Consider the following 14,951-nt stretch of genomic DNA (forward strand, 5'->3'; position numbering starts at 1 on the left):
CCCGTGTTCTTAATTATTATTGTACACTTTTGAGAAAATGAAAGTATTAAAAAACTATGAATAATTCTATGATTAGCACCAAAACATTAGCTTATAGAGAGGGTACCAAAGACGGTGTTCCAATAGCACTGGGATATTTCGCTGTGGCCTTTTCTCTTGGCATTCTTGCGAGAAATGCAAATTTCACTCCGCTGCAGGGATTTATCAATTCATTTTTGAATCATGCCAGCGCAGGAGAGTATGCAGTTTACACTGTTGTGGCTGCCGGGGCCAGCTATGTGGAAATGGCCATTATGACTTTAGTTGTAAATGCAAGATACCTGCTTATGTCCACAGCTCTCAGCCAGAAATTTGATTCTAAGACATCCATGCTTCACAGAATGTGTGTAGGCTTCACTGTGACTGATGAATTATTCGCAATTACGATAAAACGACCGGGTCATATTGAGCCCTTCTATAATTACGGAGCTTTTATTATAGCTGCTCTTGGCTGGTGTTTTGGAACCTCCTGCGGAATCATTGCAGGAGAACTGATGCCATTGAGACTTGTCAGTGCATTTTCAGTTGCATTGTATGGAATGTTTTTGGCCTGCATCATGCCTGAGGCTAGAAAGCACAGAATTGTAGCAGTATTGATTATCATTAGTTTTGTTCTAAGTTATATTGCATCGAGAGTATCGCTATTTGCAGGCATTTCTTCTGGAACTAAAACTATTATTCTTACAGTAGTTATTGCATCTATTGCTGCTATAGCATTTCCACATCCGGAGGAAGAGGACGATGACTAAAACATACATTTATATATTGGTAGCAGGTATAGTTAGTACCATTATCAGAGTGCTCCCAGTAACAGTATTTAGAAAACCTATAAAGAATCGCTTTGTAAGGTCATTTCTTTATTATGTGCCATATGTGACACTTGCAGTCATGACTTTTCCAGCCATCATTGATGCCACACAAAGTAAAATATCAGGAATATTTGCACTTGTCTGCGGCACCATAGCAGCCCTGCTGAATCAGAGTTTATTCAAGGTAGCCTGTATCTGCTGTGCAGTAGTGTTTATAAGTGAATTAGTTTTATGTTAAGAAAATCTTAGGTCCAGCTTTTAAGGCTGGACCTTTTTTGGATTTTCAATATATGGGAGTTTAGGTTCTGTATTGAAAAAAAATAGAGGGGATTTTCAATATAGAAGAGTATATTTTCTATATTGAAAAAAATAAGAGGATATTTTCAATATAGAGTAGATTTGTTTGTATATTGAAAAAATGTGGGTGGAAATTTTCAACAGAGAAAAGAAATGTTCTTATATTGAAAAAATGAGCAAATTATTTTCAACAGAGGAAGAAAAAGTTCCTATATTGAAAATCCAAGAGATATATTTTCAATAGAGGAAGAAAAAGTGCCTCTATTGAAAATCCAGGAGATATATTTTCAATAGGGAAAGAAAAAGTGGCTATATTGAAAATCTAGGGAATTTATTTTCAACAGAATAAGATATCATCCATATATTGAAAATCCAGATATTTTTATATTACTGGAAAAAGAATATGTGAAAATTCTGTGTGTAGAATTTCAAAGATTTAACATAGAATTTTATATTTTAAACAAATATGAGAGCTGATAATATCTAAATATAGTAAAAATGCCCAAGGGGTTTGGGCTGTAAACACAAATTTTAGGAGGAGAAGGAAATGAAAAAAAGAGTTCTTAGTTTAATGCTCACTGCGGTGATGGCTATGGGATTAGCAGTTGGATGTGGACCTGCTGATACAGGTGCTCCAGCCGACACAGCAGCAGATGCTGCTACAGAGACAACAGATGAAGGTGGCTCAGCAGCTTCTACAGGAAAGAAGGTCGCAGTAGCAATGCCTACACAGTCTTCTGAGAGATGGATTAATGATGGTAGCAACATGAAGGAAAAGCTTGAGGCTCTTGGCTATGAAGTAGACCTTCAGTACGCTGAGGATGATGTACAGGCTCAGGTTTCTCAGATTGAAAACATGATTGCTGCAGGTGCTGATTGCTTAGTTATCGCAGCTGTTGATTCATCAGCTCTTGTAAACGTAGAGGCACAGGCAAAGGAAGCTGGTATTCCTATTATCGCTTATGATCGTCTTCTTATGGACACAGATGCTGTTAGCTACTATGCAACATTCGATAACAAGGGTGTTGGTACAGCAATTGGTAAGTACATTGAGGAGTCTAAGGATCTTGCAAATGCAACAGATTCTTATACAATCGAGTTCTTCATGGGCTCTCCAGATGATAACAACGCTGTAATGCTTTACAACGGACTTATGGAAGTTCTTCAGCCATATCTTGATAATGGAACATTGGTATGTAAGTCAGGCAGAACATCTTTCGAGGATACATGTATTCTTAGATGGTCTCAGGAAGGTGCTCAGAAGAACTGTGAAGATTATCTTACAGGTTTCTATGCTAACGACAAGTTAGATATCTGCGCTACAGCTTTTGATGGTTTCGCTTATGGATGTAAGGCAGCTCTTGAGGGAGCAGGCTACAAGGTAGGCGAGGATTGGCCACTTATCACAGGCCAGGATGCTGAGCTTATGGCTACAAAGAACATCATTGCTGGTTCTCAGACAATGTCTATCTACAAGGATACACGTCTCCTTGCTGACAAGTGCGTAACAATGGTTCAGGCAGTTCTTGAAGGCACAGAGCCAGAAATCAACGATAAAGAGCAGTATGACAATGGAAAGCTTGTAGTTCCTTCATACCTCTGCACACCTGTTGCAGTTGATAAGGACAACTACAAAGAAATCATTGTAGATGGTGGTTACTATACAGAAGAGCAGTTAGCAGACTAATTAGTAAATCATTTACACCTCATCAGTCAGCTCCGCTGACAGCTTCCCCTCAAGGGGAAGCCTGATGGGGTGTTTTTATAAGAAGGAGAAGTTAATATGTCAGATTACATCTTGGAAATGAAACATATCACTAAAGAGTTCTCCGGGGTGAAGGCTCTTGATGATGTAAATCTGCAGGTGAAAAAGGGAGAAATCCATGCTCTTTGTGGAGAAAATGGAGCTGGTAAGTCTACACTGATGAATGTTCTTTCGGGAGTGTATCCTTACGGTACCTATGAGGGTGACGTTGAGTATCATGGTGAGGTTTGTAAATTCCATAACCTTAGGGATTCAGAAGCCAAGGGTATTGTTATTATTCATCAGGAGCTTGCATTAAGTCCTCTTCTTTCCATTGCAGAAAACGTATTCTTAGGTAACGAACAGCTTTCTATGAAGGGTGTTATAGATTGGACTAAGACAAGACAGCGTGCCCAGGAAATGCTTGCTAAGGTTGGCCTGGAAAATGAAAATGTAAATGCCCCTGTAAATTCATTGGGTGTTGGAAAACAGCAGCTCATTGAAATTGCAAAGGCAATGGCTAAAAAGGTAGAGCTTCTCATTTTGGACGAGCCGACAGCAGCCCTTAATGATGAGGAGTCCAGAAAGCTTCTTGATATTATGCTGGAGCTTAAGAACCATGGAATTACCTGCATCATCATCTCTCATAAGTTAAATGAGATAAGCTATGTTGCAGATGCGGTTACTGTAATTCGTGATGGTAAAACAATCGAGACTCTTGTAAAGGGAGTTGATGATTTCTCAGAGGACAGAGTTATCAAAGCCATGGTTGGTCGTGAGCTTACTAACAGATATCCTGTTCGAGAGGGTGTTACCATAGGTGATACTATTTTTGAGGTTAAGAACTGGAATGTTTATCATCCAGATGATGCAAATCGTCAGGTTCTTAAAGATATTAACATCGAAGTTAAGGCAGGAGAGGTAGTTGGTCTGGCAGGACTTATGGGCGCTGGTCGTACAGAATTTGCCATGAGTGTTTTCGGGCACAGCTACGGACAGAAAATCTCAGGTACAGTTAAGATTAATGGAAAAGAAGTTAATCTTCATACTGTTAAAGATGCTATTGATAATAAGCTTGCTTATGTTACAGAGGATAGAAAGACAAATGGTCTTATCCTGATAGGTGATATCAAGGAAAACATGACTATTGCAGCTCGTCCAAAGTTCTTCGCTAAGCGCGGTGTAATCAATGGTAACGAAGAGATTTTAGCTGCAGAAGAATATAAAAAGAAAATTAACGTAAAAGCGAATTCCATCAATCAGGTGGTTGGTTCACTTTCAGGTGGTAACCAGCAGAAGGTTGTTCTTGCAAAGTGGATGCTTACTCAGCCAGATGTTTTGATTTTGGATGAGCCAACACGAGGCATCGATGTAGGTGCTAAATATGAAATTTACTGCGTCATTAATGAACTTGCAAAGCAGGGAAAAGCGGTAATCGTAATTTCATCAGAAATGCCTGAAATTATTGGTACCTGCGATAGAATTTATGTCATTAATGAGGGAGAGATTGCGGGCGAGCTTTCAAGCGCAGAGGTATCTCAGGAGAAGATTATGCAATGCGTAATGGCCCACAATAGAAAGGATGATGGAAATGGAAAATAAGAGAGTTAATTTAGACATGAAACAATATGGCATGTTCATTGCTCTTATTGTTATTTATTTAATATTCGCCCTTCTTACAGGGGGCAAAAACCTTACACCAATGAACATTAACAACCTTGTTATGCAAAACGGTTATGTAGTCATTCTTGCAATTGGTATGTTGCTTTGCGTATTAACTGGTAACGTCGACCTTGGTGTTGGTTCTGTAGTAGCTCTTTGTGGTGCCACAGCTGGTATCATGATGATGGATCTGAAAATGAATATGTGGGTGGCAATTTTAGCTGCTCTCGTAATTGGTCTTTTGGTTGGTATGTTTGCAGGTTTCTTCATTGCTTACCTAAGCATTCCACCATTCGTAGTAACACTTGCTACAATGCTTATGGGCCGCGGTCTTACTTATACACTTTTACAGGCTCAGACAAAGGGACCTCTTCCTACAGAATACAACTTCATTGGAGCAGGTTTCCTTCCAACCTACAAGATTTTCTTCGGTGATGGAATTCTTGATTTGGTTTCAATTGCAGTTGCTATTATTGCTTCCGCAGCACTTATCTGGTCAGAGCTTCGAGAAATCAAGACAAAGAAAAAGTACAACTTTGCACTTGCTCCAGCTTGGCAGACAGTATTAAAGGTTGCAATCGAGCTTTTCATTCTTTGGTTCTTCCTTTACAAGCTTGCTCGTTACAACGGACTTCCATTTGTACTTCTTATCATGGTTGTTCTCATTGCAATTTATGCTTTTGTTACAACAAAGACTGTAGCTGGTCGTCAGATTTACGCACTTGGTGGTAACAGAAAAGCAGCAAACCTTTCAGGTATTGATACTAATAAGGTTTTCTTCTGGGTATACACTAACATGGGTGTTTTATCAGCTATCGCTGGTATCGTACTTTCAGCAAGAAACGGTTCATCTACACCAAAAGCTGGTGATGGTTTCGAGATGGATGCCATTGCATCATGCTACATTGGTGGTGCTGCTGTAGCCGGTGGTTCTGGTACAATTCTTGGAGCTGTTGTCGGTGCCTTCGTAATGGGTGTACTTAACAATGGTATGTCACTTTTTGGATGGTCTACAGATATCCAGAAAATTGTAAAGGGTGCTGTACTTCTCGGTGCCGTAACAGTGGATGTAATGTCTAAACGTAAGAAGAATTAAGTCCCTATTTCATAGACTAGGGTAAAGCCGGTAGGCAACAAGCTCTTAGGTTTCTGAATGAAGCATTCTAAGCTGAATGAAGAAACACTAAGGCTTGTAGCTGTGACCGGCTTTTTGTTATACTAGGTCTAGGGTTTTATAGGGAGAATATGGTATGTATAATGTTATGTTAGTAGATGACGAGGAGGAAATCCGTCTCGCCATTGAAAAGAAAATTAATTGGGAAGAATTGGGTTTTAAGGTAGTTGGTACAGCAGAGAATGGTTATGAGGCTCTTGATATGGCATTGGAGCGTCATCCTGATGTAGTGCTGACTGACATCAACATGCCTTTTATGAATGGCTTGGAATTTTCCAAGCAGCTTAAGGCTGAACTTCCTTCTACAAAATTTGTTATTCTTTCAGGCTATGATGAGTTTGAGTACGCTAAAGAAGCAATTGAGATTGCTGTTGTGGAGTACATTCTTAAGCCTGTTAATTCTGATGAGCTGTATCAGCTTTTTTCACGTCTTAAGGTGCGTCTTGATGATGAATCAGAACAGAGACGTAATCTTGAAAATCTGGAGAAATATTATCAGGAAACTTTTTTACAATTTAAAGATATAAATAACTATGACCTTGTTGAAAAAGCCAAGGTTTATATTGCTGAGCACTATAATGAGTGCGATTTGTCAGTAGATAAACTTTCATCGTATCTAAATGTTACTCCTAATTATTTTTCTACTTTGTTTAGAAAGAAGACGGGATTAACTTTTGTATCATATCTTACAAATCTTAGAATGGAAAAGGCTAAGTGGTTACTAGATAACACTGATGAGAAGGCTTATATTATTGCCGGCTTGATTGGTTATGATGAGCCTAATTATTTCAGCTACGTGTTCAAAAAGGCATATGGAATTTCACCATCAAAGTACAGACTAAAAAAGGAACAATAAATGAAGGAACTGGACGTTAAAAGGCAACTGTCTCGTGTTAAAAGAGCGTCTAAGAGAAGAAGCATTCAGTTGATTATTTCTTTTTCATTTACAATTGTTTCCATCTTGAGTATGGCCTTTATGACCTTTGCCTTTTACACAAACTACATCAACACCGCAAAAGCTACGGCTATTGAAAATAACAAGCAGGTTATAGAGCAGATTAGCTGGAATCTCAATTCATATCTTAAGAATATGATGAGAATTTCAGATAGTATGTATTACAACGTAATTAAGAACCTCGACCTGACCAGCGACACCATGAATAAAGAAATGGATCTTCTTTATGAGGCAAACAAGGATAACCTTATCAGTATTGCCTGCATTTCTCAGGATGGTGCCCTTATTTCTGCTGCTCCTATTGCTACCCGTAAAGCGGGCGTGGATTTTACAGACCAGTCATGGTTTTCAAGTACAGAAGAGCGTATCGAAAATTTTCATTTTTCATCTCCCCACGTACAAAACATGTTTGAAAGTAGTAACTACCGATATTATTGGGTAGTGTCGTTGACCCGAAGTGTAGATTTAAATTACATGGGGTACAACAGACGAGGAATACTTCTTGTCGACATGAACTATTCTGCCATAGAGCAGATGTTTTCAAGAGTAAATAAAGGCGGTACAGGATACGTATATTTAATAGATTCTGAGGGAGAGATTATCTATCACCCAAAACAGAAGGCCATTTATACAGGCCTGGTAAATGAAAACAATACCCTGGCTGCAACCTACGAGGATGGAAATCATATTGAGAGATTTGAGGGAAAAGAACGTTCAATTATCGTAAAGACGGTAGGCTATACAGGATGGAAAATTGTTTCTGTTGTACCGAGTAAGGATTTGGCTGCGCCATATAATCAGCTGAGAGCCTTTATGCTGATTATCATCACTGTTACAATTTTTCTTATCGTATATGGAAATATTTTTATTTCTAAAATTGTAACTGATCCAATCAGAAGATTGGAGGATTCTCTTAATTACATTGAACATGGAAAATTTGATGAGTCAGATATTTATATTGGTGGCTCCCACGAAATTAGACATCTAGGACGTACCATAAAATCTCTTGTTGGACAGATGCACAAGCTGATGGATGAGAGAGTAAAGGAGCAGAAAGAAAAACGTAAATCCGAATTGAATGCACTTCAGGCTCAGATTAATCCGCATTTCCTTTACAACACTTTGGATTCTGTCATCTGGATGATTGAAGCGGAAAAATATCCTGAGGCTATTTCTATGATTAAGAGCCTTGCTTCATTATTCAGAATAAGTCTTAGTAAGGGCAATAATATTATCACTATTAAGGACGAGATTACTCACGCTAGGAACTATCTTGCTATACAGAAGGTACGATATAAAAATCGATTCGAGGCAAATATCGAAATTGACCCTGAAATTGAAAACTGTGTAACCATAAAGCTAATCATTCAGCCACTTATAGAGAACGCTATTTATCATGCTGTAGGTGAAATGGAGGATGATGGCTTAATCGATATAAAGGGTTATGAGAAGGATGGAGATATTTACATTGAGGTTATAGATAATGGAATGGGTATTCCACAGGATGTTTTAGATAATTTACTTACTGAGAAAACTGAATCCAAGGGCAAAGGCTCTGGAATCGGATTATGGAATATTAATCAGCGTATCAATCTTTACTTCAAGGAGGATTATGGTCTGAAGCTGTATAGCGAACTTGATGAAGGCACCAGAGCTGTCATTCGTTTGCCAAAGCTTACCATGGAAGAATATCTGGGAGGTGAGGGCAATGAAAAATAAAAAGCTTATTACAGGATTTATAGTGGCTGTTGTACTTCTCCTTGTGGTTGAGTCATATATTTATATTAATAACAATAGGCAACAGAAGAATCATACCAAGATAACCTTCGTGGTTACAGGGGATAATTTTGATAATTATGAGAATATGATAGCCGGGGCGGAGACTGCGGCCATGGATGAGGACTGTTTTGTAGATTTCATAAACTCTCCAACGGAATATGGAATTGAAGGGGAGATAGAGCTGTTAGAGCGTCAGTTAACTGATGGTGCTGATTACATTGTGACAGTCTCAAGTGATTATGAAGCCATGAAGGAATACGTAAATAAAGCGAATGTATCTGGTAAGGTTCTTTTTGTTGAAAATGGAATTTATGGTGACTTGAAAAATTCGATTATGGTTGATGACAAGGAGCTTGCAGGAGATTTTGCAAACTATATTATTGAAAAATCTAAGGCATCAAAACTTCTATTGGTTTCAACTAAGGAGGATATTAATACAAAAACTCTGAGAACTGAAATTGAAAATGCTCTTGAGGGTTCTGATATAATACTTGAATACAGATTACTGTCTGCAACCACTGGCACAATTAATCAGAGTATGTATAATCTTGGCCAGTCAGGATTTTTTGACGGCTTTATAACTCTTGATTATGAGACATTGGAAGCGGCAGCAAAGGCTCAATCCAAGCTTAAAAAGTCAGTGGAAGTTTACTCTGTTGATAATAGTAAGGAGGCTGTTTATTATCTTGATTCAAATCTGATAAATGCCCTTGCTTTTAAGGATGATTATTCAATGGGCTTTTTGGCAGTTAAGGATGCGCTGGCAGGAAATTTACGAAAGCAGTCTGAGTCAGATGAAAAGCTTTATTACATTTCTGATAAGGAGACGATTCATTCAGATAAGTTGGAAAAGGTATTGTTTCCGTTTGTTAAATAGTTGGTGATTTACATGAAAAGAATTTTAATAATGCTGATATCAACAGTGATACTTGCAGGCTTGATGGGGTGCAGAAACTCTGATGATAGCGAGAAGAAGGATAGCATCAAGGTGGGAATAACCATGTATAATGAGTTTGACCCATTTACTGAGGATATCAGACATAACATCGAGGAAAATTTAATAAAATATCAGGAGGAATACGGTGTAGAAATCACATCGACTGTGTCTTATGCAGGAAAGAGCCAGTTCCTTCAGAATGATCAGGTTCAGGATTTTATTGATAAGGGCTATGATGTGATTTGTGTAAATCTTGTAGACCGCACTGATCCATCAGTGATTATTGAAGCAGCAAAGGCTGCAGATATTCCTATCATTTTCTTTAACAGAGAGCTTGTAGAAGATGATTTAAAACGCTTTAATAAGCTTTATTATGTTGGAGCCCACCCAGAGGAGAGTGGTAAAATCCAGGGACAGATTGTCATTGAAGCAGTTAATGACAGGATGGATGAGGTGGATTTGAATCACGATGGAGTAATTCAGTATGTGATGCTGGAGGGGGAGCCGGGACATCAAGACGCCATAGTTCGAAGCAGAGTTTCAGTGGATACCATAACGGGAGCTGGAATTCAGCTTGAACGTCTGGGAGATGAAATTGCAAACTGGGACAGACAGCAGGCCCAGACTAAAGTAACTTCTCTTTTGGCTGGCTACCCTCGACATATCGAGTTGATTCTTGCAAATGATGATAATATGGCGCTTGGGGCTCTTGATGCGCTTACAAGCTATGGAGTACAGACACTGCCAATGATTGTTGGAGTAAATGGCCAGGAAGAAGCTATTGATATGATTCAGGATGGTCTTATGGAGGGCACCGTACTAAACGATTCCGCTGAAAAGGGACATATTATTGCGAAAATGGCGGTAGGTCTTGGTGTATATGGAAAAGTTCCAGCAGATATTTCCCTCTACAACAACAAGTATTATTATGTCCCATATAGAAAAGTAGATAGAAATAGTTACTATTCACAGTAACTAAAAATAATGTTGCTAACATAGGCTTTAAAGGGTTATAATCTTTAAAGTCTATTATTATGTCTATATTGACTTGTGGAGGTTTAAATTGCTAGATAAATTAGAGAAAAAATTCGGAAGATATGCAGTACCTAATCTTATAGTTTACCTTCTAATTGGCTATGTTATTGGGTATTTGCTTCAGTTCGGTCAGAAATATACAGGGGTTCCATATCTCAGTTACTTAACATTGGAGCCATATTACATATTTAAGGGACAGGTTTGGAGACTTATCTCATGGATAATAATTCCACCTGACACCAGCTTTATTTGGGCTATTATCATGTTCATGCTTTACTATCAGCTTGGTTCCAGCCTTGAAAACACTTGGGGCTCATTCCGCTTCAATGTTTACATTTTCGGAGGTATGCTCTTTACAATAATCGGAGCTTTTATTACTTACGCTATTTATGGACCAACAGTTCCAATTGGCCAGTTTATCAGCACATATTACATTAACTTATCAATATTCCTTGCATTTTCTACATGTTTCCCAGATATGCAGGTGCTTTTATATTTCATCATTCCAGTAAAGATGAAATGGATGTCGATTTTCTATCTGATTATTGTAGGATATTCAATCGTCAATTACCTCATGGCAGGCTATTTGTTTGCAGCCATGCCTATTATTGCATCGCTTTTAAATTGGCTCATCTTCTTTATGATGACAAGAAACCTACAGCGATACAATCCAAAGGATATTCACCGCAGAGCGGAGTTTAGACGTCAGGCTACACCACCTCGCACACAGTACAGAGATGGCACACCTATCGCAAGACATAAATGTGCAGTATGTGGACGCACAGAGATTTCAAATCCAGAGCTTGAGTTCAGATTTTGTAGCAAGTGTAATGGAAATTATGAGTATTGCAGTGAGCATCTGTTTACTCATCAACATATTAAAAAATAATGAAGGGATATACATAAATAATGAGTGAAGAAGTAGTAAGCAAAAATTTTATCGAGCTTGAAATCGAAAAGGACTTAAGGGAAGGGGTTTACGACCATGTTTGTACACGCTTCCCTCCAGAGCCTAATGGATATTTACATATAGGACATGCAAAATCTATCATCTTAAACTATGGTCTTGCTAAGAAGTACAATGGCGAGTTCCACATGAGATTCGATGATACAAACCCTACAAAGGAAAAGGTAGAGTTTGTTGATTCTATCAAGGCCGATATTCAGTGGCTTGGTGCAGATTGGGGCGAGCACCTTTATTTTGCATCAAATTATTTCGATAAAATGTATGAGGTTGCTGTTGATCTTATCAAGAAAGGTCTCGCTTATGTTTCTGACCTTACAGCAGAGGAAATGAGAGAGTACCGTGGTGATTTCGAGCACCCAGGTAAGGAAGATCCAAACAGAAACCGTTCAGTAGAAGAGAATCTTCAGATGTTCGAGGATATGAAGAACGGTAAATACGAGGATGGTAGCCACACACTTCGTGCAAAGATTGATATGGCATCACCTAACATCAACATGCGTGATCCAATCCTTTACAGAGTAGCACACATGACACATCACAACACTGGTGACAAGTGGTGCATCTATCCAATGTACGATTTTGCTCATCCACTTGAGGATGCCTTCGAAAATATTACACATTCTATCTGTACACTAGAGTTTGAGGATCACAGACCTCTTTATGACTGGGTAGTTAAGTCAGCAGGCTTTGCTAATCCACCTCGTCAGATTGAGTTCGCTAAGATGTACCTTACAAACGTTGTTACAGGTAAGAGATACATTAAGAAGCTTGTTGAGGACGGAATTGTTGATGGATGGGACGATCCACGTCTTGTTTCAATCGCAGCTCTTCGTCGTCGTGGCTTCACACCAGAGTCATTAAGAAAGTTTGTTGAGCTTTCTGGCGTTTCAAAGGCTAATTCATCATCTGACTACGCTATGCTTGAGTACTGTATCCGTGAGGATCTTAAGACTAGCCGTAGCCGTGTAATGGCAGTCCTTGATCCAGTTAAGCTTGTTATTGATAACTACGAGAGTGACGAAGTAGAGTGGCTTGAGGCTCCAAACAACCTTGAGAACCCTGAGCTTGGTAGCCGTAAGGTTCCATTTGGTAAGGAACTTTATATCGACAGAGAGGATTTCATGATTGAGCCTCCTAAGAAATACTTTAGACTTTATCCAGGAAATGAAGTACGTCTCATGAATGCTTATTTTGTTACATGTACTTCATACGAGACAGATGAAAATGGCAATGTTACATGCATTCACTGTACATATGACCCTGCTACAAAGGGTGGAGATGCTCCAGATGGCCGCAAGGTTAAGGGTACAATCCACTGGGTTGCAGCAAAGACTGCTCTCAATGCAGAGGTTCGTCTCTACGAAAATATTGTAGACGAGGAAAAAGGAGTGTATAATGAAGATGGTAGTTTGAATCTCAATCCAAACTCACTTACAGTTCTTAAAAACTGTCTTGTGGAGCCATCTTTAAAAGATGCAAAAGCCTACGACAGTTTCCAATTTGTAAGACAGGGATTCTTCTGTGTAGATGCTAAGGATTCTAAGGAAGATGCTTTAGTATTTAACAGAATCGTGTCTTTAAAGAGTTCTTTTAAGTTACCTACAAATAACTAATTGTTTACTCACAAAGAAGAGGACGAGTTATGAATTTACTTTCTGGAATGGAAAAGTTCGGTTTCTCAATGGATGGGGAACTGGATATTTTGGCGGATGAGAAGCCAAAAGCAGGGGAGAATGCTGGAGCCAAAACTGCAGCGCCAGTTGTAAAGCAGGAAAAGGACTTTGTTATTGATAAGAAGGTCCGTTGTCCTGTATGTGACAAGGATTTTCCTATTAAAGCAGTTCTTGCCACAAAGCTTAAACGACTTGAGCCAGATTTTGATTTGAGACCTAATTACGAGCATGTTGACAAGATTAAATATGATTTTTTGTCATGCCCTAACTGTGGTTTTTCAGCGCTTGATACCACATTCTCTAAAATTGATACTGCTCGTGTTAAGCTGATTCGTGCGGATTTTTGTCCAAGCTTCAAACCGCAGCCAAACGAACCGCTTCCAGAGTTATATTCATACGAATATTCAGTAGAGAAATTCAAGCTTGCACTTATCTGTACCATGAAGAAAAAGGCAAAGATGTCTGAAAAGGCTTATGTTTGTCTTAAGATTGCCTGGTTAAGACGTGCGCAGCTTAAAGAGTTAGAGCAGGATAAGGATGCTGATCCAAAGGTTGTTGAGATGGTAAAGAAGGAATATGAAGGCTTTTACAGTCAGGCCTATGAGGGATTCATGAAAGCTATTTCTTCTGAAACACCACCATATTGCGGAATGGCTTCTGAGGCAGTAGATTTCATGCTTGCTAATATGTCTATGTATTACAAGAAATATGATGCAGCCATGAAGCTTGTTGCAAGACTTATCCAGTCACCTAGCACATCCCGTAAGCTTAAAGACAAATGTGTTGATCTTAAAGACGAGATTACCGCAAAGGTTGCGGCTGAAAAAGCAGCGGCGGCAGAAAATAAATAATTATAAAATAAAGACTTATGGACCACATATCATTTCGATATGTGGTCTTAAAATGTATAGAGGTAGACTATGAATTGGATTAAATATTCCATCAACACAACTACAGAGGCAGAGGATATCGTTGGTGCTACTCTTATGGAACTTGGTATTGTTTCAATTGAAATTGAAAACAATATTCCAGTTGATGACGGAGATAGACAGGGCGGAGTTTTTGAAGAGCTTCAGCCAGATCTTCCAGAGGATGAAGGCTTATCAAGGGTAAGCTTTTATTTAGGCGAGGATGAGGATCACGAATCACTCATTCTTCAGGTTAAGGCAGCTCTTGATGAGCTTAGAGATACTATGGATATCGGCCAGGGGACAATCGATACTTCTGTTACAAAGCAGGAAGACTGGATTAATAACTGGAAGCAGTTCTTTAAATCCTTCTATATCGATGATATTCTCATAAAGCCTACATGGGAGGAGATTGATCCTGAGGATAAGGGCAAGATATTTGTTGAGATTGATCCAGGTGTATCTTTTGGTACAGGAAAGCACGAGACTACACAGCTTTGCATTCGTCAGCTTAAGAAATATTTGAAGGCTGGCGATGAGATTCTTGATGTAGGTTGTGGTTCTGGAATCCTTTCAATTATTGCTAATAAGTTGTTAGATGGAAATTGCCATCTTGTAGGTACTGATATTGATGAAGATTGTATCTCATCTACTTACGAGAATTTCGAAGTAAATCATATTGATAAATCTGCAGGAGATTTCTATGTAGGAAATCTTATTGATGATAAGGATTTGCAGGATAAGGTTGGTTACGAAAAATATGATGTCGTTGTAGCAAACATTTTAGCAGACATCATCATTGCTATGGCACCTGCAATTCCACCTGCTATGAAAGATGGAGCATATTTCATTACTTCTGGAATTATCAATTTCAAGGAGAACGAGGTAAAGGATGCTCTTGAGGCTGTTGGGCTTAAGATTTTAGAGATTAATCACCAGGGTGAGTGGGTTAATATTACTGCTCAGAAATAA

13 protein-coding genes are annotated in these 14,951 nt (G+C 38.8%); all 13 read left to right on the forward strand.

The genetic code is table 11. The features are described from left to right. Positions 1 to 68: 68 nt before the first annotated feature. Complete coding sequence (locus tag BUA88_RS02355; RefSeq protein WP_242939559.1) at positions 69 to 788, forward strand: AzlC family ABC transporter permease; 720 nt, start codon at positions 69 to 71, stop codon at positions 786 to 788. After that, the gene (locus tag BUA88_RS02360; protein ID WP_072912178.1) at positions 781 to 1,086 is read left to right on the forward strand and encodes an AzlD domain-containing protein; all 306 of its coding nucleotides are present in this window, start codon (positions 781 to 783) and stop codon (positions 1,084 to 1,086) included. The genes BUA88_RS02355 and BUA88_RS02360 overlap by 8 nt, the downstream gene beginning before the upstream one ends. A 606-nt stretch (positions 1,087 to 1,692) precedes the next feature. Continuing rightward, a complete protein-coding gene (chvE, locus tag BUA88_RS02365) occupies positions 1,693 to 2,832 on the forward strand; it encodes a multiple monosaccharide ABC transporter substrate-binding protein (RefSeq protein ID WP_072912182.1) in 1,140 nt (379 codons plus the stop codon). Between the two features lie 96 nt (positions 2,833 to 2,928). Next, positions 2,929 to 4,491, forward strand: coding sequence for a multiple monosaccharide ABC transporter ATP-binding protein (mmsA, locus tag BUA88_RS02370; protein WP_072912186.1), 1,563 nt, complete (start codon positions 2,929 to 2,931; stop codon positions 4,489 to 4,491). Continuing rightward, positions 4,481 to 5,647, forward strand: a complete 1,167-nt coding sequence (gene mmsB / locus BUA88_RS02375) for a multiple monosaccharide ABC transporter permease (protein ID WP_072912609.1) — start codon at positions 4,481 to 4,483, stop codon at positions 5,645 to 5,647. Before mmsA ends, mmsB begins: the two co-directional genes overlap by 11 nt. A gap of 154 nt (positions 5,648 to 5,801) precedes the next feature. Next, positions 5,802 to 6,581 (forward strand): response regulator transcription factor, encoded by a 780-nt coding sequence (locus BUA88_RS02380; protein ID WP_072912189.1) that lies wholly within the window; start codon positions 5,802 to 5,804, stop codon positions 6,579 to 6,581. Beyond that, the gene (locus tag BUA88_RS02385) at positions 6,582 to 8,399 is read left to right on the forward strand and encodes a sensor histidine kinase (RefSeq protein WP_072912193.1); all 1,818 of its coding nucleotides are present in this window, start codon (positions 6,582 to 6,584) and stop codon (positions 8,397 to 8,399) included. After that, the gene (locus BUA88_RS02390; protein WP_072912197.1) at positions 8,389 to 9,336 is read left to right on the forward strand and encodes a substrate-binding domain-containing protein; all 948 of its coding nucleotides are present in this window, start codon (positions 8,389 to 8,391) and stop codon (positions 9,334 to 9,336) included. The genes BUA88_RS02385 and BUA88_RS02390 overlap by 11 nt, the downstream gene beginning before the upstream one ends. A 12-nt stretch (positions 9,337 to 9,348) precedes the next feature. Then, positions 9,349 to 10,371, forward strand: coding sequence for a galactose ABC transporter substrate-binding protein (locus tag BUA88_RS02395; RefSeq protein WP_072912200.1), 1,023 nt, complete (start codon positions 9,349 to 9,351; stop codon positions 10,369 to 10,371). A gap of 88 nt (positions 10,372 to 10,459) precedes the next feature. After that, positions 10,460 to 11,320 (forward strand): cation-translocating P-type ATPase, encoded by an 861-nt coding sequence (locus tag BUA88_RS02400; protein WP_072912203.1) that lies wholly within the window; start codon positions 10,460 to 10,462, stop codon positions 11,318 to 11,320. A 20-nt stretch (positions 11,321 to 11,340) separates the two neighbouring features. Continuing rightward, positions 11,341 to 13,011 (forward strand): glutamine--tRNA ligase/YqeY domain fusion protein, encoded by a 1,671-nt coding sequence (locus BUA88_RS02405; RefSeq protein ID WP_072912206.1) that lies wholly within the window; start codon positions 11,341 to 11,343, stop codon positions 13,009 to 13,011. Positions 13,012 to 13,040: 29 nt separating this feature from the next. Beyond that, a complete protein-coding gene (locus tag BUA88_RS02410) occupies positions 13,041 to 13,922 on the forward strand; it encodes a DUF2225 domain-containing protein (RefSeq protein ID WP_072912210.1) in 882 nt (293 codons plus the stop codon). A gap of 69 nt (positions 13,923 to 13,991) precedes the next feature. After that, a complete protein-coding gene (gene prmA / locus BUA88_RS02415; protein WP_072912215.1) occupies positions 13,992 to 14,951 on the forward strand; it encodes a 50S ribosomal protein L11 methyltransferase in 960 nt (319 codons plus the stop codon).

This window comes from Pseudobutyrivibrio xylanivorans DSM 14809, assembly GCF_900141825.1.
Taxonomy (GTDB): domain Bacteria; phylum Bacillota; class Clostridia; order Lachnospirales; family Lachnospiraceae; genus Pseudobutyrivibrio; species Pseudobutyrivibrio xylanivorans.